This window comes from Tychonema sp. LEGE 06208 (assembly GCF_015207505.1).
Classification (GTDB): domain Bacteria; phylum Cyanobacteriota; class Cyanobacteriia; order Cyanobacteriales; family Microcoleaceae; genus Microcoleus.
In genome coordinates this window covers 19,304-39,950 of the sequence record NZ_JADEWT010000056.1, presented here as the reverse complement: position 1 = coordinate 39,950, position 20,647 = coordinate 19,304, and the positions used below count along the sequence as shown (strand labels likewise).

Sequence of the window (20,647 nt, the reverse complement as noted above, 5' to 3'; positions counted from 1 at the left end):
TATAAATAGAACTTTGAGCCGTGGGCTTATTTAAGGCTAAGTTGAGCTTAGGATTGGGGCTAATATTCATGCTATTCATACTTATTTTACTGGGCATTAGTGTAACATTAATAAAAAGGTTTTGTCAGAAAGTATTCACAGACATATCTACCTGACAAAATAGACATTAATCTTGTACCTAGTCCATCACCCCGTCGCACAACAACTCCCTTAATAATAGGAGGGGCTGATGGTAAGTTGTCTTGAGAATAAAAGTTAGCAGATAAAGTAGCTTCATCTTGGCTAGATTTCAATTGAGGATTATCAGGTTTGACAGGAATGCCATAGATTTCCACTTCATCCAGATGAAGATACTCATTCTCCCGCAATTGCAACCGCACAAACCGTGCGGCTTGATGTTGAACATTTACTAAGAGTGGTTTTCCGTCAATTCCCCCAAAGACATTTTGTTGATCATTTGAATAACATAATTCCCAATTCAGTGCATCCTGAGACAATAAAACATTCAACGTCGAGGCACGTTCCTGACAACAATCCATACGATTATAAATTTTAATCTCAGAAAGTTGATAGGTTCCTTGCAAGTCAATCTGCCACCAGGGTTGATTCTCTTTCAGTGTACAAAAGCCAAATCTTCCGTTTTTATTGCTATTACACGCTCCCTGGTGGTCATAACCATATACTTCAGGCAGATAAACAGAACTTTGAGCCGTTGGTTTGTTTAAGGCTAAGTTGAGCTTAGGATTGGGGTTAAGATTTATGTTATCCTTACTTGTTTGTCTGGCTTCAATAGCAAATTCCAAACTGGATTGAAATTGCGCTGAGTTAGGATTGATTTTAATAGCCCTTTTATAGTTAGCGATCACATCTTCCCAACGCCCCAACTTCTCTAAAGCTTCTCCCAACTTGTAGTGAGACCAATGAAAACTGGGATTATGCGCGATCGCACTCAGATAAGCAGCCACAGCCTCCTCAATCTTACCACTCCGCAGTAATTGATTACCCCGAATCAAATCGCTCATAACTTTATCAACTCCAGAAACAACAGCAGGGACACCGCTTCTTACCCCTGTTGTATGTTTTCTTACCCCTGTTGTATGTTAATGTCGCTCTACGCACTTGTCAAGTTCCCTCAGCCCCGTGTTACAATCCAACCTTGGAGTGTATGTTCATGTCTGTGCGTGGATTGGGTGATTTGTGATGGATAATCAACGGATGAGTGCAGGTCGGTTACTGAAACAGGCGAATCAGTTGAAGCGGATGGGGAAGTTGGATCAAGCGATCGCTCTTTATCGTCAGGCGATCGAGATTAACCCCCATTTTGCTTGGGCGTATCATAATTTGGGAGACACCCTGGTTAAACGGGGGAATTTAGATGAAGCTGTTGCTTGTTATTCAGAAAGTTTAAAAGTTAATCCCAATTCAGCTTGGTTATTGTATATTTTGGGTGAGGCTTTGGCTCAACAGGGCGATTTAGAAGCTGCTGTTGAATATTTACAAAAGGCTATTGAGATTAAACCGAACTGCGATAAATTACATAACAGATTGGGTCAAGTATCGGCTCAAAATGCTCTCAAAAGTAAGACACTTGAAGAATTTTATTCACAACATACCGGAAAAGTATCTGATAAATGGTCTTCATATTTATTTGTATATGATCAAATCCTAAAAAAATACAGAAATATGAATGTCAGATTACTAGAAATAGGTGTTCAAAATGGTGGTTCTCTTGAAATATGGTCAAAATATTTTTCTAATGCCAAATTAATCTTAGGCTGCGACATCAACCCTAAGTGTGCCAAGTTGACCTATGAAAAATCAAGGATTCATGTACTTGTAGGTGATGCCAACTCTGATGAAGTTAAAAGTAATGTGATTGAATTATCTAAAAGTTTTGATATAATTATTGATGATGGTTCTCATCATTCTTCAGATATTATAAAATCTTTTGCCAGATATTTTCCTCTTTTAGAAGATGGCGGAATATATATAGTCGAAGATATACATAGTTCATACTGGAAAGAATACGAAGGTGGTTTGTTTTACCCTTTTTCCTCTGTTACTTTTTTTAAATATCTTATTGACATAATTAATTATGAACACTGGGGAATTGCAAAAAAAACAACAGACTTATTAAACGAATTGTGTAAGAAATATAGTTGTACAATTGACCCAATCGATCTTGAAAGTATCCACTCAATTACATTCTTTAACTCCCTGTGCGTGATTATCAAATGTAAACCGGAACATAATTCTCTAGGAAAACGTTATCTTGTAGGATTAATTGAAGAAATTAGTAAATTGCAGCAAAAGTTTAATAACACTTATAATCTGCCACCAGTCCAAAAAAATAATCAATGGTCAGAGACTAACAAATACACGATAAATACAACAATAATTTCATGTTCACAAGATGACCCAGAAGCACTTTGGGGATTTAATCTGGAGGAAGTAGAACAACTCAACACCAGAAACCCAGTTGAACTTATGTTGAAAGGTTGGGTGTTAGGAAAAAAATCAAAAGTAGAGGTTATAGAAATTATCCACAATCATGTAGTTGTTAAACAGGTTTTCGTAAATGTTCCCCGTCCAGATGTTGCTGAGGCTTATTCCTCTGTGCGTGATGCTGAGATGAGTGGATTTGAAACTATTGTTGATATCGGTGAACTTTTAGATCAGGGAGAGTTACTAATACAAGCCGTTTGTTCAGATAAAAGTTTTATTCCACTCAAAAAAGTTCAGTTTGAGGTAGTGGCAAAAAAAAGTGATTTTTTTTGCCACTACCTGCATGAATAATCAATTTTTTCATTTTCAATTCCTCCTGTGCAGTTAACGATCAATCAGATGACAAAATAAGTTACCAGACCTCTTTAAACATCTTAGCAATTTCTAGGTAATTTACAACTGGGACGGTAGTAGGAATCTTGCCTATATTGCTGAGGGGTGTAATTTCTTTTAGATCAATCATTTTTAATGCCTGATCAAGAGCGTATTTCAGGTTAAGAGGTGTAGGAGACTTTATCGATAAAATATTAGGAGACCGCAAGGCTAGATTTTTATTGTAGTAACCATTCGTAATCGTAATACATCCCGCACTCGCCATTTCGAGCGGCGGATAACTCGGATGGGGGCTTTCCATAAGCGAAATTCCGATTGCTGTTTTATTGAGAGTGTCAGAATAGTCTTCAAGGGATAGCTTACCAACAACAGAAGCATTTTCTAAATATGCTATTAGTTTTTCGTCAAAATCCTCGCCTGCAAAAATAAGTTTAAAACTTGTATTTTTCGCCGGATTATCTGCTTGCCACATCTGTAATCCTTCGAGAATGATTGGAAATAAATTTCTTTCAACTGAGGGGCGACCATAAATTAAAATTATGGGTTCTTTTTGCGTGGGATGTAACTTTGAGGCAAGTGTTTCGTTTAAGATATATGGATAATGATAAGCTGCTCTAAAAGAGTATTCTTTTGTTAAAAAGTTTGCCAGTTCCTCGGAGTTAATCAAGGCAATGACATTTTCTTCTTCATAGGTTGCACGAGCTATAGCTGAACGACGCGACCAAGTATAAAATCCTGGTTCATAATCTTGAATTAAGTAAATTAAAGGCATCTGAGGAGAACCGAAAGCATCAAATTGCTGGCGACGCAATCTAAAGCCAAGATCAGCCGTCCACCAAGCCGTTGCAAAAAATACATCAGATGACCTGATCGATAATGGCACATGGCGGTAGTGATACAAAGGAACAATTGTTGGCGAGGAAATATCCTCATTTGGTCTTGAGCTAAAAAACTGAACATCGAGTCTAGAACAAGATTCCAGGATGCTTTCTTCATCTACTCTGTTAGAGGTAACAATTAACCGCAAATCAACCCTATTGCCAAGTTGACGAAACAATTCCCCGCCGACTTTTATGGCAGTGGAGACGCCACCATAAATATGTTCGGGTTGCATAGTAGGTATAAGCAGATTGAATCGCGGACGTTGGCAAGGCGACACTGTAATATTGACTGGGTACGTTTCTGCATTCGCATTGAGCGAAGGAGAGCCGGAACTACCTAAAAGTTTAACAGGTCGTAGTCGAGACAGCCCATAATCTAGTTCATCTGCGTGAAGTTTCCAGCAGGCACTTTTTTGCTGACTAAATTTGTACAAAACTTTGATGCCATAAAATCCTTGATGTTCGACTACATATAAAATGCTGCGCTCTATTGCATGGGCGATCGTACCGTCTATTTGACCAGATTCTTCTTCAAAATCCCTGTAGTCAAGATTTAGATCAAATAAGGGTTGAATCGCCTCTATTCGCGCCCAGAACATTGTGCTTGAAGGGAATTCGAGTAGCATTTCACTTGATAAATTTACACCCAACCGTTGTAGTATTTTTTTCGCATGATTAAAATCAAATCCCCAATTTCTTAAATCTTTCACCTCCGCAAAATGCTCTGAATAGACTAAGCCTACTGTTCCTTGTGAAAGTAGAAGCAAATTGGAAAGAATTATGTCTTTGGAACCAATCAAGTTATCAAAAAGGAAATCGCCCCAATTATACAGTTTCGAGTGGTGAGGCGACTTTTTAGTATGAAGATGAAGTATAAATTTTGCATCCTTGATATATTTTGCTCCTTCAATTAATAATGGCGCAACATCCCGGCCACGATTTTGAGTGATAACAACAAAACCATCAAGCTGATATTTCGCTAACAATCGGTTTAATTCAGTTGATTTTTCCGATGTATCTGTGGTGCAAACAACTTGAAGTTGTAGAATCGACGAAACGGTTGAGATGCGTTCCAAGATTTGTGCTGCTATATCAATGTAAAAGCAATGAATCACTGCAAGAATTGGAACTTTCCTTAATTCAGATAGTTTTATATTATCGATTCCGTATAAAGGTACTTCTACTGAAGGGATCTGTGACGACGGTGGGTTATAAGCCTGAAGCTGTCCAATATCGCCGAATCTAGCCGGAGTGGGTAAAGCACTCTGGGGAGGAGAATTAAGCTCAAGGTCAGGATGATGATAGTACGTTATTGCTTGATTTCTTTCACTCAGATGTTTCTTGATTAACTCGATTTGAGATGGCTTCAATACTGCCATAAATTCTGGATCTTCTATTTGGTAAAGTCCAGAGGTAAATAATTGTAGTTTTAACAACGGGAACCCCTGATCGCAAAGCTCTTTCCAATAATGAATGGTTGGATTTTTTCTTTCATCGGCAGATTTCTGATGTGCAAAAACCTCTGATATTTTTAAACCGAGATCCGAAAATTTGTCCCATAGATCAAGTTCAAGCATCCAGATGAGTTGATCTTTTAACAAATAATAATCATTATTAATAATTAAAGATAATGCTCCTTTTTTAATTGCTGTAGACTTTAAGGTAAAAAAGTATTTTTGTAAATGATTTCTATTTTCAGTGTTCTGTGTTAAGCAAACAACATCGGCTGCATAATCATTTATGCGTAAACGTAGTAATTCAGAATTTTTAAAATCATCCAAAAATACAATAGAATCGTTTGTAAACGTAATGCTGTGAGCCTTATTAAGAGACAGAAAAATTTTGCAAGCTAATCGCCACGCGCCAAAATCATATCCAACATTTTCTCTTATAATGCAAGCAGATGCTTTAGTTATCCCAGGGTGAACGCACAATGAATAATGACCAGAGTTAACTACAACAATAACCTTATACCATTGATTAACAAATGAATTTATAGTATCTATTTGTAGGTCAGATAGTTTTCCAACAGGGCAAAATGCAACATATATAAGCACATTATCAGAGTTGATTTCGCAAGTCGATTCGATTCGATAAGGAATAATATCATCATGTTCTTTAATAGAACGATTTTCTTGTTTTCCTGATGAAAGGTAATGCCATAAAGGATTTAAACCTACAGATGCTACATCTTGATTATGATTGAGATAACTGCTACTAGAAAATATCGGGGATGGGTCAAATGAATATGGCGGTACTTGTGTAGCGTAATGCTCTAGTGGGGTTAAGTTGTTTAACTCACTAGAATATAATTGCAGATAGAAACTCGTGCTAAAGTATGGGTTTGGATCGTATTTTTTGTATCCATCTTCTAAATAATGAATCAGTGGATTTTTAATTATTTTATCTACACTTGAAAGTTGAGAAAAATAATAATTAGTATTAAAAAAAGGTGAGGGATCAAAACCCCGAGAAGCTCCTTCTGTTAAATAATGAGTAACTGGATCAATATCTTGAGCTATAAATTGAGCATATTTAGTTACATACCATGATTCATCGAATAATGATGATTGTGTAATAATCTCTCGCTCAGATAAAGATGAAGGTTTTACTAAATTAGCATCACATGGTTCCTTCTGGACAGGAGCAACCCTCTGATTAGCATGATTAACTTCTAAGATATTCTCTTTGAGACTTGACCAATTTCCCGCTAATCCAACTAACTTTGGCTCAATCTTCGCGGCTTTTTCCCAAGCCTGTTGAGCTTCCTCAATCTGTCCCAACTGTTGCCAAATCTGACTTAAATGCCAAAAAGACCAGGCTGCATCCGGCTTTAATTGAACTGCCCACCGATACATTTCAACCGCTTCATCTAAACGCCCCAACTTCCCCAAGGTTTCCCCTAAATTTTGATAAGCACCATAAAATTGCGGATTCTGCTCAATCGCTTGCCTATAAACGACTACCGCCGCTTCTAAATTTCCTTCTCTTAACAATTGGTTGGCTTGCTGAAAGGCTTTCACTGTCATGGATTCTATACTCTCAAAAAATAAGGGTTATTCGTCAGGTTTTAGTCAACATCAAACATCCTATCACCATTTCAACCTTGAAACCGACAGGCTCAACTTGCAGCAAGACGATTAACATCTTGCCGATCAATCAGTCTACTCAAGTCTAAAATTGCCTGAAACCCACTAATTCCTGCTTCTGAAGCTTGGGGATAAGTTTGGACCACATCAGGACGAGGAACATTCACCGCAATGGTTTTCAGGACTCTCCCCTGATGAATTACTTCTACCGCGATCGCCGGAGACATTTTCCCAAGAACCCAACCCCGAAAGTCAACGGCCCCAGCATTAGTTTGAGTTCCTGTTTCTGGTGCATCGAGATTAAACGCTAGTAACCCTTGAGATTCTGCGAGGGGGGCACTAAGCACTTCTACAACGTCAATCATTTTTTTCATTTCAGATTGCTGAATCCTGAGTTAATTGGTTCCTTAAGCGTAGGGCCGATGATTCCAGAGAGACGGAGGGTTTTACTGTTCACTTGATACGACGGGGGGATGCCAGAGGGAGCGAGATTTTAGTAAAAACTACAGAGACAGCTTTAGACTTAAGTTGACACCCTAAAATCTTAGAGGTGTTCCTAATGACTCGGCCGCCAATTCTCGTCCTCCAATCTAATACCGCTGTCTTGACAAGCCCTGGTTAAATGAGGGCTGTAGTAAGGGTCATTGTCAATATATTTTTGCCACCGGCTTTCCATCAGCTTCGATTCCTTCCTCAGCCGCTCTTTCTTTTCAGGCGAGTCTTCGTAACCTCGACTTTTAGATTCGTGGTGGTAGAGAACTACATGAGGCAGGTAAATATTGCGATACCCTTTCTCTAGCATTTTCAAACACAAATCCACATCATTGTAAGCCACTGTTAGTTCTTCGTCAAACCCCCCAACACTTTCAAACACTTCGCGGCGGCACATTAAACACGCAGCAGTTACCGCTGAAACATTGTTCATGCCTACCACATTCCCGAAATAGCCAGGAATCGATCGCGGCATATGGTAATAACTGTGACCGGCAACCCCGCCGCCGAGTCCCATCACCACTCCCGCGTGCTGGATTTTGTTATCTGAATATACCAACAAATTGCCCACAGCCCCGATCGAGCTTCTCTGAGCTTGTTCAACCATCCCGTCAATCCAGTCGGGAGTAATTACCTCTGTATCGTTATTCAAGAACAGCAAGTAATCTCCCTCGGCTTTGCTAGCAGCGTAGTTGTTAATCTTAGAGAAATTGAACGGAATATCGAGTCGATAACTTTTAAACCTCGCTGATTCCTTAGCCGTCCATTTATCCAGAATTTCCGCCGTGTGTTGCTCTTGACTGCCGTTGTCAATGACGATAACTTCGTAGTTGGGGTACACGCTCTTAGTAAAGATAGACTCCAAGCAATTGTCCAAAACATCCCCCAAATCCCGCGTCGGAATAATGATGCTGACCCGCTTGTAATCCGCAATTTTGTAGCGTGCAATAAAGTGTCCCAAAAAGTAGGGAACCCCTTCTATTTTCCCCGGTTCGCCCCGACGTTCGATCGCCTCTTGCAAAGCTTTTTGCCCTGCATCATAGGCATAGGGTTTAGCCTCTACACCGCCAGCAGCCGAACCCGCGTGCATTCTCCAGTGGTAAAGAATTTTAGGGATGTGAAAGATTTTGTCAGTTTTTTCCGTAAACCTCAAAACCAAATCGTAATCCTGAGCTCCTTCAAAACCTGCTCTAAAACCGCCGATTTCATTAATTAGCGATCGCCTGTAAGTTCCCAAATGGCAAGTGTACATCCGAGATAAAAATGAATCCGGACTCCATTCTGGCTTGAAGAAAGGATTTATCAGTTCCCGATCCTGATAAATCTTGTCTTCATCTGAATAAATCATGTCCGCTTCCGGGTGGCGGTTCAGCAGCAGCACCACTTCATACAATGCCTCTGGTGTCAGGGTATCGTCGTGGTCTAGCAAAGATACAAATTCACCCGTCGCCAACTCCAAAGCAGAATTAGAACAGTGAGAAATGTGACCGTTTTTGGTTCTGTAAGCTACTTTGATCCGGCTATCTTTGGCTGCATATTCTTCCAAAATTTGCTTGACATGAGGCGCGTTTGATGCGTCATCCGCAATGCACAATTCCCAATAAGGATATATCTGATTGAGAACTGATTCTATTGCCTCCTGCAAATAATTTTCTGGCGTATTGTAAGCCGGCATGACAATACTAATCAGCGGCTTGTAGTTAAAGATTTCTACTATTTCCGCCATTTTCCGCAAATCAGCTTCTCGGGGGCTGTTCTTAGCGCGCCACTTGGTGTAAGCTGGGTCTTGACCGAGGAATAGCGAATCTCGCAAGTTTTGATAATCCAAACCAAAAAGTTTCGGATCGAGTTTGCTCGCCGTCTGATAAGCTTCCAGAGCTTCCGAAAGCTTGTCTTGTTTAGCTAAAGTTTTTGCTAAATTGTGGTACGACCAGCCAAAGTCAGGAGCCACTTCGATCGCTCTTTGATAAGCAGCAACAGCTTCATCAAGCCGACCTTCTTGTTGAAAAATATCCCCTAAGTTGTGGTGCGACCAAACAAAACTTGGATTCACTTCTGCGGCTTTCTGATAACTTTTAATAGACTCATCAATTTTGCCCATCCATTTCAGCACATCGCCTAAATTGTGGTGAGTACCAAAGTAATTGGGGTTAATTGCAATTGCTTTGCGGTAGGCCGCAATAGCCTCGGTATATTTACCTTCTTGTTGCAGAGACTCGCCTAATTCGTGGTACTCAGCAGCTACTCCAGGAGTGTCTTCGATCGCACTTCCAGATTGTCGGCTAGCAGCACTTTTTTCCGCCCCCCTACTTACACCCTTTTTTTTTAACACATCTTCCAACCGCCCAGAAATAGCCTTGTCATCAGGCCGAATCTGCAACGCCATCTGATAAAAGACGATCGCCCCATCCGGCCAACTCTGCCGCACCAAAGCATTCGCCAACTCAACATAAAGGTCAGCATCATTCGGCGCAATCTCCAGCGCCTTGTGATACAACTGCACATCCTCGGGATTCTCCAGAATCGCCTTTCGGTACAAACCCATTGACTGCTGCAAATCCCACTGCGATCGCATCCTCAAAGCATCAGCCAGCTTTTGCGAAATCCACGGCAAATCCGGCTGAATTTCCACAGCACGGCGGTAAGAAGCGATCGCCTCATCCCACCGTTCCAGCTTCTCCAGAGCCGTCCCCATGTTGTAATAAGTCCACGGAAAATCAGGATTTAACTCGGCCGCGCGACGGTAAACTGCGATCGCCTCCTCCCACCTTTCCATTTCTAGCAGCGCGTCGCCCAACTTGCTCTGCGACCAGAAAAAATTCGGGTCGATTTCGTTAGCCCGCCGGTACGCAACAACCGCCTCATCCCAACGTTCCAAATTCACCAGCGTTTCTGCTAGATTGTTGTGCGCCCAAAAATGGTCGGGATTCAGTTCGATCGACCTTTGGTAAGCCGAAATTGCCTCTTCCCACCGTTCCAATTTAATCAGCGCATCTGCTAAATAGTTGTGCGACCAACTGAAATCTGGATTTAATTCTGTTGCTTTGCGGTAAGCATTTACAGCTTCTTCCCACCGTTCCAACTTCAGCAAAACATCAGCTAAATTGTTGTGAGACCAGCTAAAATCTGGATTTAATTCGATCGCCTTGCGGTAAGCATTTACAGCTTCCTCCCACCGTTCCAACTTCACCAGCGACTCAGCTAAATTGTTGTGCGACCAAGAAAGTTCGGGATTATTTCTAATAGCGTTGCTGTAAGCATCTACCGCCGCTTCCCACTGTTCTTGACTTCTGAGAATTTCGCCCAATTCATGATAAGCTGCACCAGCATTTGGGTTCAACTCAACCGCGCGCCGGTAACAGTCAATACCTTGATTTACCTTACCTTGCTCGATCAAAGTTTTGGCTAAATTCTCGTGTTCCTCGGCGGTGCCAGACTTGGGGTCGATCGCATAGGCCCGGTACAAAGCCTCAGCAGCCGCCTCAGACTTCCCTAATTGAGTTAAAAGTTTTGCAAAATTGCGGAAAGCGCCGGCGAAATCCGGCTTCAGGGCGATCGCCTTTTCGTAAGCAGAAACCGCTTGCTGCCACTGTTCCTGCTGCGCGCAAATGCTGCCGTAATTAGCATAAGCTTCAGCAAAATTCGGATTAATTTCTATTGCTTTGACATAGCAACTTTTAGCTTCATCAATTTTTCCAACCGCTTGCAGGGCGTTACCCAGCATTTTGTAAAGTGGCGCTTCCGGCTTAATTTGTAGAGCTTTCTTGCAAGCAGAAATTGCCTGTTCCCATTTACCCTGAGCAAAATAACCTTCTGCGAGTATTTTGTATGCTTCTGGATCTTCTGTAGTAATTCCAGCATTAACAGGTTGCTGAACTTGTTGACGCCCAAGCTGTTGTTGAAGTTGTTGCGGTATTTGTTTCAGTATTTCTTGCGGTATTTTCCGCAATATTTGCTCAGGTATTTGTTGTTTAACTTGTTGTTGTTGAACCTGTTGCGGTATTTGTTGTTGAACTTGTGGCGGCTTAGCAGCACCATTTGTCGCGGTTGCACCAGCCAAAGTTTGCTCTCCATCGCTGCCATTTCTAGCATTAGCTGCGTTCAGTTCAATAGCTTTGCGATAATATACTGTGGCTTCTTCTAACTTGCCTTGTTTTTTGAGGGCTTCGCCGATATTTTGGTAGGCTTGCGCCAGATTAGGATTTAATTTTATGGCGCGATCGTAACAAGAAATAGCTTCGGGCAACCTTTCCTGGCGGAAAAAAGCATCGCCCATACTCAAGTGTTCCGAGGGCTTGGCTGTTTCCGGTTCCAAAGAAAATGCGCGGTACCAGCATTCCTGAGATTCTGCCCCTTTGCCAATTTGTCCGAATACTTTTGCTAAATTGCGGTATACTCCGGCGAAATTCGGTTTCAGGGCGATCGCCTTTTGATAAAATCCGATCGCCTCCTGCCATTTTTCCTGCTGCGCGCTAAGGCTGCCCAAATTCGCGTATACTTCCGCAAAATTCGGTTCTATTTCCACAGCTTTAGCGTACCAGTGCCGCGCCTCTTCCATCCTGCCTTGAGCTTGCAGCGCCTTACCCAAAGTCTTGTAAGCGGGTGCAAAATTGGGGTGCATTTTCAAAGCTTGCTCGCAGGAGGCGATCGCTTCTTCTAATTTTCCTTGGGATAAATATATTTCTCCCTGTTGGTTAAATTGAACCGCTGTTGATTCTGTATTTACTGTTGATGGCATAGGGGCGGTGGCGACTGAGGCAGCAATTAAATAGGGTAGTTAAAGCGTTTCACAATTATACTCGCGTTTGACACTAACAGTAGCAGGGTTGTTCCCCTAATTATTAATTTTTTTGACTTCGGGTGCTGGGGAGAAACCGGGTTGCTGGGATGTTTTGTGGATTTGGCTGCTAAATATAGGTATTGTCCTTATTTCTAAAATGTAGGGAAACGGCATTGCCGTGTCCTTATTTCTTGGGAAAGAGGATACGGCAGTGCCGTTTCCCTACCTTATTTCTAAAATGTAGGGAAACGGCATTGCCGTGTCCTTATTTCTTGGGAAAGAGGATACGGCAGTGCCGTTTCCTACGGAAATCCCGGATAAGGCAGTGCCGTTTCCAGAACGAAATCCCGGACACGGCAGTATTGAAGAAAGATATTACAATAAGTCAACAGTAAATGTTCTGTCAACTTTTCCTCAAATTGCGGTGATTTTGATGTTATTAGAGCCACCACCTCAACTTGTCGGTGAAAAGCGCCTGATATTTCGCGATCTCGATTGGCGCGCCTTCAAGCAAATTCAAAGTTTGCTGGCGGATCGCACCCGCGCCCGCTTCACCTACGATAACGGAGCGTTAGAAATTACTATGCCCCTGGAAGAACACGAACGCTCTGCTCGCTTGATAGAACTCTTTATCAGAATCCTTGTGGTTGAAATGGGGATGAAAATTAAGACGATGGGATCGACTACACTCGATCGCGAAGACCTACTCAAGAGCGCCGAGCCAGACAATGGGTATTACATCCAGAATTATGCCTTAGTTGCCGATCGCCCGGTTAATTTAAATGTCGATCCAGCGCCCGATTTAGTCGTGGAAGTGGATATTACTAATACCGATATCAATAAAAATACACTCTATGCGAGTATGGGAGTGCCTGAGTTTTGGCGGTTTAACGGGCGGGTATGGCGGATTCTGCAATTAGTTGATGGGGGCTATGTCGAGTGCGATCGATCTCCGACTTTTGGCATCATTGAAAAAACGGATTTATTCCGGTTTCTAGAAGTGGCTTTCATTGATGAAGTTGCCGCAGAGATTGATTTTCGTCAATGGGTGCGAGGGCAGATTCAATGCCCAGTTGAGAAAGTGCGATCGGCATAATTCGCAGTAATATCGTGTCCGGTAGGCGATCGTAATAAAAACATTGCTGTCAATTGACCGGACACAATATAATACCAATTATCAACAATCATTTGACATTAGCCGTGCGATCGCACCCAAAGGAGAAGAGTCTTTTGAGCAAAAAACGATCGCCATTTTCCCAAGTCGTGCGATCGCCTTTTTGTCAACAATTAGTTAACAAATATTAGTAATTACTAATCAAGCTCCTGCCGCGGCGGCTGCTTCTTCTACATCTTCGGCTTCAGAACCTGCTTGAATTCCCAGCACGCTAACAACCACCTGAGTTGGTTCGCCGAGAGCTACCACTCCCGCAGGCAAAACTAATTCCTCAATGTGCAGCGCATCCCCTACTTTTAAATTAGAAATATCTACTTCTATTGATTCAGGAATGCTGTCAGGTTTGCACTTAACTGTTAGTTGCGCCATCCCATCCAAGATGCCGCCTTCTAACTTGACACCGACAGATTCGCCGACAAAATTCAGCGACACTTCAACTTCCAGGCTGTCTTGAGTCGCGACGGAGAAAAAGCTCAGGTGGTAAGGATAGCCCTTCCAAGGATGAACTTGAACTTCTCGGAGCAAGGTTTTTCCGCTCCAAGAGAGGTCAGGAATACTGAGATCAATTAGGGCGTTATTGACGACGCGCTTTTTGAGCAGGTTTTCAACTGTTTTGGCTGGGATGGTAAGGGCTATGGATTCAGAGCCTTTGTGGCCGTAAAGGACGGCGGGAATCAATCCTGAGCGGCGGAGGGCGTTAGGCTTGCTGCCTTCTGCCCGCTTTTGACATTCTACTGCGAGTTCCATTTTATTACTTTCTGTTGATTGTTTTTACATTTTATCAAATTTGTGCAAAGCGCGATCGAACTTAATTAAATTCCCTGATAATTAGTCATTAGTCATTAGTCATTAGTCATTAGTCATTAGTCATTAGTCATTAGTCATTGGTCATTAATGATTGGGCATTAGTCATTTTAGCCGAAGAGCGACTTGTGAGCTGGCGCAGCCGAAGCAAGCCGAAGGCTAGTCATTGGTGATTCGGCAATTCTTCGCCAAGGCGTGTCAACAATCAGAGCATCTGGTGTTTTGCAACGCCGCATTTTTTTATTATAGTGCGATCGCATCAAATGCAAAACACAAATGTTCCCGTCAAAAATCGCCTAAAAACCTTTGTATCTCTTGTTTATAACTGAGCCTCTCTCTCCCTAAATCCCCCTCAAAAAGGGGAGTAGGGGTTGAGTTTGAGGACTCCGGTTCCCCCCTTCTCAAGGGGGGCTAGGGGGGATCGACTGATACTATACTTGAGATCAAGTTGATAATGATGATTCTCCCAATCTCCGGCTATCCGATCGCTCTTTGACCCTATCTAAAATCCCAAATCGGCAATCTAAAATGCTTTGGCTGCGGGATGGCCGTCAGCAGACAGCAAAGCGCGCTTGGGCCCGTGAATCGGGTCTTCGACAATGATAGTTTGGTCGCGGCTGGCTCCGAGAGATACAATTGCGATCGGCACTTCCATTAAGTCCGCCAAAAACTTGAGATAATCCAAAGCTTGTGACGGCAAATCTTCCAACTTGCGGCAATCTTCCGTAGACTGTTTCCAACCGGGAAGGGTTTGGTAAATGGGCTTGCACTGAGCAAATATCCGGGAACTTTTCGGGAAATCTATACAGCGTTCGCCGTTAATTTCGTAAGCAACACAAACTTTTATTTCTTCTAATTCATCCAAAACATCGAGTTTGGTAATTGCCAGACAGTCCAGGCCGTTGATGCGGACTGCGTAGCGGCCGATTACTGCGTCGAACCAGCCGCAGCGACGTTTCCGGCCGGTTGTGGTGCCGAATTCTGCACCTCTTTCGCCTAAAACTGCGCCTATCCCATCGACCATTTCGGTAGGGAAGGGGCCTTCTCCGACGCGGGTTGTGTAGGCTTTTGCTACGCCAATGACGCGATCGATCGCTGTGGGCCCGACACCAGTTCCCACGCAAGCGCCGCCCGCGATGGGATTACTGGAAGTAACGTAAGGATAGGTGCCGTGGTCTAAGTCTAATAAAGTGCCTTGCGCGCCTTCAAACAGAATATTTTTGCGCGTGTGAAGTCCCTCATAAATTTTCAGGGAACTGTCTACTACGTGCGGCCGCAAACGTTCTGCATAAACTTGATATTCATCAAAAACATCTTGCGGATTGAGAGGCGGCAAATTGTAGAGTTTTTCCAGAATGACATTCTTATGATGAATCGTCCATTCCAGTTGTTCTCGGAAGCCTTCCAAGTCCATCAAGTCGAGCATCCGAATGCCTGTGCGTTCCGACTTGTCGGCGTAGGTAGGGCCGATGCCGCGTCCCGTCGTCCCGATTTTATAATTTCCCCGCTGTTGTTCCGATGCCACATCGATTAATCGGTGATAGGGCATGGTGATGTGAGCCGTCTCTGAAATCATCAGGGAGGCAGTCGAAATATTCAGTTTTTCTAGCTGATCTAACTCTGCAATTAAAACTTTAGGGTCAATTACCGTGCCGCAGCCGATGATACACTGTGTATCGGGATAGAGAATCCCGGACGGAATTAAGTGCAATTTGAAAGTTTGACCGTTGACTACCACGGTGTGACCGGCGTTGACGCCCCCTTGGTACCGTACAACGATATCTGCGGATTTGCTGAGCAAATCGGTAATTTTGCCTTTTCCTTCATCGCCCCACTGGGCGCCGATCACAACTACGTTAGCCAAGGGTTTCTCGCGTTCAGTTCAGGTTGACACAAACTCCGATTATGTACGAATGTGTCGCGGATGTCAAATATATTTTTGTTACAATTGAGAAAGTTGAGGCTCTATGGCGCTTTCAACCCACTTCCAGCACGATCGGGGGAGAGGGGGAGAATGGGAGAGGGGGAGAATGGGAATAGTCCCTGGCAAATATGCAGCTTAAATGTGGAGCCGCTTACCTGCTTGCAGGAATTAAGATTAAGAGGAGATGACTTTTTTAAATAGATACAACTGTAGGGAAGATCCAAGTAATTAGATAAGATTCATAAATCTTTGATTGAGAGGGAAACTGCAGATGTGCTTCGACTTCTCGAAGGGTATGGAGATGAACGCAGATGAATGCAATCTTGTTGATTGTCGAGTAATTTATTCCCCAATTATTCAATCCAAAATCCCAAATCTAAAATCTAAAATCCCATGACTTTACACGCTGAGTTGCACCGACATTTAGGCGGTTCTGTGGTTCCTCGGATTCTGTGGCGGTATTTCGATCGCCATAACGCCGCAATGGTTGAGAGATTTCAACACTACTCTGCTTTTGAGGATTTTTACACTCGTCCGCGCAATACTCTCGATGAGTATTTGGAACTGCACACGCTGGTAGAAAGCGTGCAAACTGTGGAGACTTTGCCTTATTTCATCTATCGGTTGATGCGCGGCGCTTACGTATTTGAAAATCTGGCTTATTTGGAGTTGCGCTATACGCCTTATTTGCGGACTCCAGAGCATTTGGAACAGTCAAAACGCATTGATTTGATGGCAGAAATTCTACGGGTTGTGGGTAAGGCCAGTCAAATTGGCGATTGTCCGATTGTGACTAGCCAAATTTTGTGTATGCACTCGCGTTTACCCTATGAAGTGAATCGGGCGATCGTCGATTTGGCAGCCGAGATGGGAGAATATGTTTGTGCGATCGATCTTGCGGGCGGCGATGCCGCTATTGGCGATCGCCTGGATGAGTTTGTCGGATTGTATCAGTACGCAAGGTCGATCGGCATTAAGACAACCGGCCATCTCTACGAAACCACCTCTGGCTGTTATCCCGAACTTCTGCCCTATTTGATGCGTATCGGCCACGGGATTCAAATTCCGCTAAAATATCCCGAACTGCTGCCAGAAATCGCGCGCAGGGGTCAATGCTTGGAGGTTTGCCCGACTACCTATCTCAAAACCGGGACATTGGAGGATATGGGGGAATTGAAAGTAGTGTTCGATCGATGTTTTGAGGCTGGTGTCGATATTGCTATTTGTACCGACAACGCGGGATTGCACAACGTGCGGCTGCCTTTTGAGTACGAGAATTTGTTGACTCGGGATATCATTGATTTTCGGCAGTTACAAGCGTGTCAGGATGCTGCTTTTCGTCATGCTTTTGCGTGGCCCTACGACGGGCGGCCTGTAAAAATGCTGACTGGTTTGTTGCAACATTAGTCGGTTGGTGCGATCGTTAATTAGCAAAGAATATCTATTTAACGAACCGCGAAGGCGCAAAGGACACGAAGGGTAGGACATGAAGGAAGAGAAAGAGGAAGATAGGTAGATATTTTCAGCAAAAGACTATACTTGGAAATAAGAAAAGCTCTTTCTTCTCTGCCTTCGCGCTCTTTGCGTCTTCGCGGTTCGTTTAAAAGAGATATTTGTAAACTTATAATAACTGTGGGGCGATCGCCAATCGGTAACAAGTTATAGTTTGGACACAAAAGTATCAAAATAAAAGGATAAAAAAATATGACAAATATGGACGCTTATTGGATGCCTTTCACGGCTAACCGACAGTTTAAAGCAAATCCGCGCATCTTGGTTTCGGCAAAAGATATGCACTTTACCACCGATGATAACCGCTCAATTCTCGACGGGATTGCGGGGCTTTGGTGCGTGAATGCAGGGCACTGTCGCCCGAAAATTGTTGAGGCAATTCACAAGCAAGTATCGACTCTAGATTATGCCCCACCTTTTCAGATGGGACACCCCGGCGCTTTTGAATTAGCGGAACGTTTGGTGAAGATGATTCCGGGCAATTTCGATCGCGTTTTCTTCACTAATTCTGGTTCCGAGTCTGTAGACACGGCTTTGAAAATTGCGATTGCTTATCACCGGGCGAAAGGTGAAGGAACTCGTCAAAGATTGATTGGTAGGGAACGCGGTTATCACGGCGTTGGTTTTGGGGGAATTTCTGTCGGCGGTATTGGCCCTAATCGTAAATATTTTGGCAGTTTGCTGACAGGAGTGGATCATTTACCTCACACTCATAATTTAGAACACAATGCTTTCAGTCGCAAACAACCGAAATGGGGCGCGCATTTGGCGGATGAATTGGAACGGATTGTGGCTTTGCACGATGCGTCGAATATTGCAGCGGTAATTGTCGAACCGGTGGCTGGTTCTACGGGGGTTTTGATTCCGCCGCAAGGTTATTTGCAGCGGCTGCGGGAGATTTGTGACAAGTACGGAATTCTGCTGATTTTTGATGAGGTAATTACTGGATTTGGCAGGCTGGGTTCGAGTTTTGCTACTGAATATTTTGGGGTGGTTCCCGATATTGTGACGGTGGCGAAGGGGATAACTAACGGTACTGTGCCGATGGGGGCGGTGTTTGTGAAGGAGGGAATTTATGATACTTTTATGAATGCTCCTGAAAATGCGATCGAGCTTTTTCACGGTTATACTTATTCTGGTCATCCCCTAGCCTGCGCTGCTGCTTTGGCGACGCTGGATATTTATGAGGAAGAAAGGCTGTTTGAACGGGCTAATAAGTTAGCTGATTATTGGGAAAATGCGGTTCATTCTTTGAAGGGCGTGCGCCACGTCATTGATGTGCGAAATCTCGGACTTGTGGCGGGGATTGAGTTGGAATCTATCCCTGGGAAGCCGGGAAAACGGGCTTTTGATTGTTTCTTGCAGTGCTTTGAAAAAGGGTTGTTGATTCGCACGACTGGTGATATTATTGCTTTGTCGCCTCCGTTGATTATTGAGCAGGAACATATCGATCGCATTTTGGAAATTTTAACTGCGGTTTTGCAGGAATTGGAGTAAGATTTAAACGAACCGCGAAGGCGCTAAGGACACGAAGGAAGAGAGAGAGAAGAAGATCGGGAAAATCTCTCTCTCTTGTCTTCCTTCGCGCTCTTTGCGTCTTCGCGGTTCGTTCAAATCCTTAAACAGCGCTATAATCATTCATAACGAACGACGAACGACGAATAACTATGGTACTGTTAACTGCAAAAATCTCTGCTAACGAGTTGGCAAATTTAGCTGTAGAGTTAATTCGGAAAAGTGGGTGCGAATACGGTGATGTGCGTTTTTGCAGTTACCGACGGCAAAGTTTGTACGCGCGCGATCGCTCTTTAAGCAATATCTCCGATAATGTAAGTTCCGGTTTTGGCGTGCGAGTGCTGCTAGACGGCGCTTGGGGCTTTGCCGCGAGTCACAACAAAACACCCGCAGAAGTTACCAGAATCGTCGCTTTGGCTGTAGAAATTGCTAAAGGCAGCCGCTTGACTCAAAAGGAACCGGTGCGCTTAGTTCCCGTCGCAAAATATGTCGATACCTACATTACTCCGATCGCAATTGACCCGTTTTCAGTATCCGTTGCTGACAAAGCCGAACTTTTATTAACCATCAACGAGCGCCTGCTAGCCCACGAATCACAAGGCATCAAAAAAGCTTATTCTTTTTTGACATTTAACCGCGAAGACAAGGTTTTTGCTTCCACAGAAGGCTCGCTAATCGAACAAACAATCTACCGCAGCTATCCGGGTTTTGGCTGTACGGCAATTGCGGGCGGCGATGCCCAAAGTCGCAGTTACGAACGCCCGCCGCTAAACATCGGTTACGAACATATTAATCCAGAGGATTTGTTGAGTCAAGTCGAACGAGTTGCAGCCGAAGCGATTGAAAAAGTCGCTGCACCGAAAGTCCCGGCTGGTATTTGCAAATCCCTGATTCTCAAGCCGACAAATTTGTTTCTGACTATCCACGAATCGGTCGGACATCCCACGGAATTAGACCGGGTTTACGGCTACGAATCGAATTTTGCCGGCACGAGTTTTGCTACTACTGATAAGTTAAATAAGCTGCAATACGCTGCACCTTGGGTAAACTTTAAGTGCGATCGCACTCAACCCCACGGTCGCGGTACAATGGGTTACGACGATGAGGGCGTAAAATCGCAAGATTGGTACGTTGTCAAGGATGGAATTTTAGTTGATTATCTCACTGATAGAGAAACAGCTTATCGCCTCGGACGCGCCAGCAGCAACGGTTCTGCCTGCGCTGACAGTTGGTCTAGCGTCCCGATGGTGAGAATTCCTAATTTGGGATTGGAACCGGGCCCGGATGGCGGTAGTCATACTGCTACTTTGGATCAGATGATTGCTGATACGGAAGATGGGATTTTAATTGATGGGATTGGGAGTTTTTCCATTGACCAACAGCGGCGCAATTTCCAATTCGGTGGCGATGGGTTTTGGAAGGTGGAAAAGGGTAAAGTTGTGGGAATGTTGAAGGATGTAACTTATCATTCGATGAGCACAGATTTCTGGAATCAAGTAGATGCGATCGGGCCTGCTTCCGAACGGGTTCAATGCGGTACTAATATGTGCGGCAAAGGTGAGCCGATGCAGGTTGCTCAAATGACTCATGCTTGTGTACCGGTGCGGGTCAGGGATATTCAAATTGGGTAAGAGGGCA

13 protein-coding genes are annotated in these 20,647 nt (G+C 43.6%); 6 read left to right on the top strand and 7 right to left on the bottom strand.

Features of this window, described 5'->3' with window-relative positions:
* Window positions 1–107 precede the first annotated feature (107 nt).
* A complete protein-coding gene (locus tag IQ263_RS15970; RefSeq protein ID WP_228050096.1) occupies window positions 108–1,022 on the bottom strand; it encodes a tetratricopeptide repeat protein in 915 nt (304 codons plus the stop codon).
* 178 nt (window positions 1,023–1,200) lie between these two features.
* Here IQ263_RS15970 and IQ263_RS15965 point away from each other — a divergent pair, with 178 nt between their 5' ends.
* Window positions 1,201–2,796 (top strand): tetratricopeptide repeat protein, encoded by a 1,596-nt coding sequence (locus IQ263_RS15965; protein WP_194068281.1) that lies wholly within the window; start codon window positions 1,201–1,203, stop codon window positions 2,794–2,796.
* Window positions 2,797–2,857: 61 nt separating this feature from the next.
* On the opposite strand, the gene IQ263_RS15960 is transcribed toward IQ263_RS15965, so the two are convergent.
* From IQ263_RS15960 to IQ263_RS15950, 3 genes are all read right to left on the bottom strand, one after another.
* Window positions 2,858–6,748: a rhamnosyltransferase WsaF family glycosyltransferase gene (locus tag IQ263_RS15960; protein WP_194068280.1), complete on the bottom strand. Its 3,891-nt coding sequence runs from the start codon at window positions 6,746–6,748 to the stop codon at window positions 2,858–2,860.
* 92 nt (window positions 6,749–6,840) lie between these two features.
* Window positions 6,841–7,182, bottom strand: a complete 342-nt coding sequence (locus tag IQ263_RS15955) for a hypothetical protein (protein ID WP_194068279.1) — start codon at window positions 7,180–7,182, stop codon at window positions 6,841–6,843.
* A 182-nt stretch (window positions 7,183–7,364) separates the two neighbouring features.
* Window positions 7,365–12,038: a tetratricopeptide repeat protein gene (locus IQ263_RS15950; RefSeq protein WP_194068278.1), complete on the bottom strand. Its 4,674-nt coding sequence runs from the start codon at window positions 12,036–12,038 to the stop codon at window positions 7,365–7,367.
* Window positions 12,039–12,372: 334 nt separating this feature from the next.
* Between IQ263_RS15950 and IQ263_RS15945 the strand changes: the two genes are divergently transcribed.
* Both IQ263_RS15945 and IQ263_RS15940 read left to right on the top strand, forming a co-directional pair.
* On the top strand, window positions 12,373–13,176 hold the full coding sequence (locus IQ263_RS15945) for a Uma2 family endonuclease (protein WP_370589106.1): 804 nt from the start codon (window positions 12,373–12,375) through the stop codon (window positions 13,174–13,176).
* Between the two features lie 43 nt (window positions 13,177–13,219).
* Complete coding sequence (locus IQ263_RS15940; RefSeq protein WP_194068277.1) at window positions 13,220–13,375, top strand: hypothetical protein; 156 nt, start codon at window positions 13,220–13,222, stop codon at window positions 13,373–13,375.
* Window positions 13,376–13,395: 20 nt separating this feature from the next.
* Here IQ263_RS15940 and IQ263_RS15935 read toward each other — a convergent pair whose 3' ends face one another.
* From IQ263_RS15935 to IQ263_RS15930, 3 genes are all read right to left on the bottom strand, one after another.
* Window positions 13,396–14,001, bottom strand: a complete 606-nt coding sequence (locus IQ263_RS15935) for a 50S ribosomal protein L25/general stress protein Ctc (RefSeq protein ID WP_194068276.1) — start codon at window positions 13,999–14,001, stop codon at window positions 13,396–13,398.
* Between the two features lie 167 nt (window positions 14,002–14,168).
* Window positions 14,169–14,294 (bottom strand): hypothetical protein, encoded by a 126-nt coding sequence (locus IQ263_RS29360; RefSeq protein WP_255515888.1) that lies wholly within the window; start codon window positions 14,292–14,294, stop codon window positions 14,169–14,171.
* A gap of 287 nt (window positions 14,295–14,581) precedes the next feature.
* The gene (locus IQ263_RS15930) at window positions 14,582–15,922 is read right to left on the bottom strand and encodes an adenylosuccinate synthase (RefSeq protein WP_194068275.1); all 1,341 of its coding nucleotides are present in this window, start codon (window positions 15,920–15,922) and stop codon (window positions 14,582–14,584) included.
* 453 nt (window positions 15,923–16,375) lie between these two features.
* Between IQ263_RS15930 and IQ263_RS15925 the strand changes: the two genes are divergently transcribed.
* The 3 genes from IQ263_RS15925 (at window position 16,376) to IQ263_RS15915 (ending at window position 20,640) form a co-directional block, all read left to right on the top strand.
* Window positions 16,376–17,389, top strand: coding sequence for an adenosine deaminase (locus IQ263_RS15925; protein WP_194068274.1), 1,014 nt, complete (start codon window positions 16,376–16,378; stop codon window positions 17,387–17,389).
* 297 nt (window positions 17,390–17,686) lie between these two features.
* Window positions 17,687–18,991 carry an omega-aminotransferase AptA gene (gene aptA, locus IQ263_RS15920; RefSeq protein WP_194010152.1) on the top strand — a complete coding sequence of 435 codons (1,305 nt, stop codon included), beginning with the start codon at window positions 17,687–17,689 and terminating at the stop codon, window positions 18,989–18,991.
* A gap of 170 nt (window positions 18,992–19,161) precedes the next feature.
* Complete coding sequence (locus IQ263_RS15915) at window positions 19,162–20,640, top strand: TldD/PmbA family protein (protein ID WP_194068273.1); 1,479 nt, start codon at window positions 19,162–19,164, stop codon at window positions 20,638–20,640.
* Window positions 20,641–20,647: the final 7 nt, after the last annotated feature.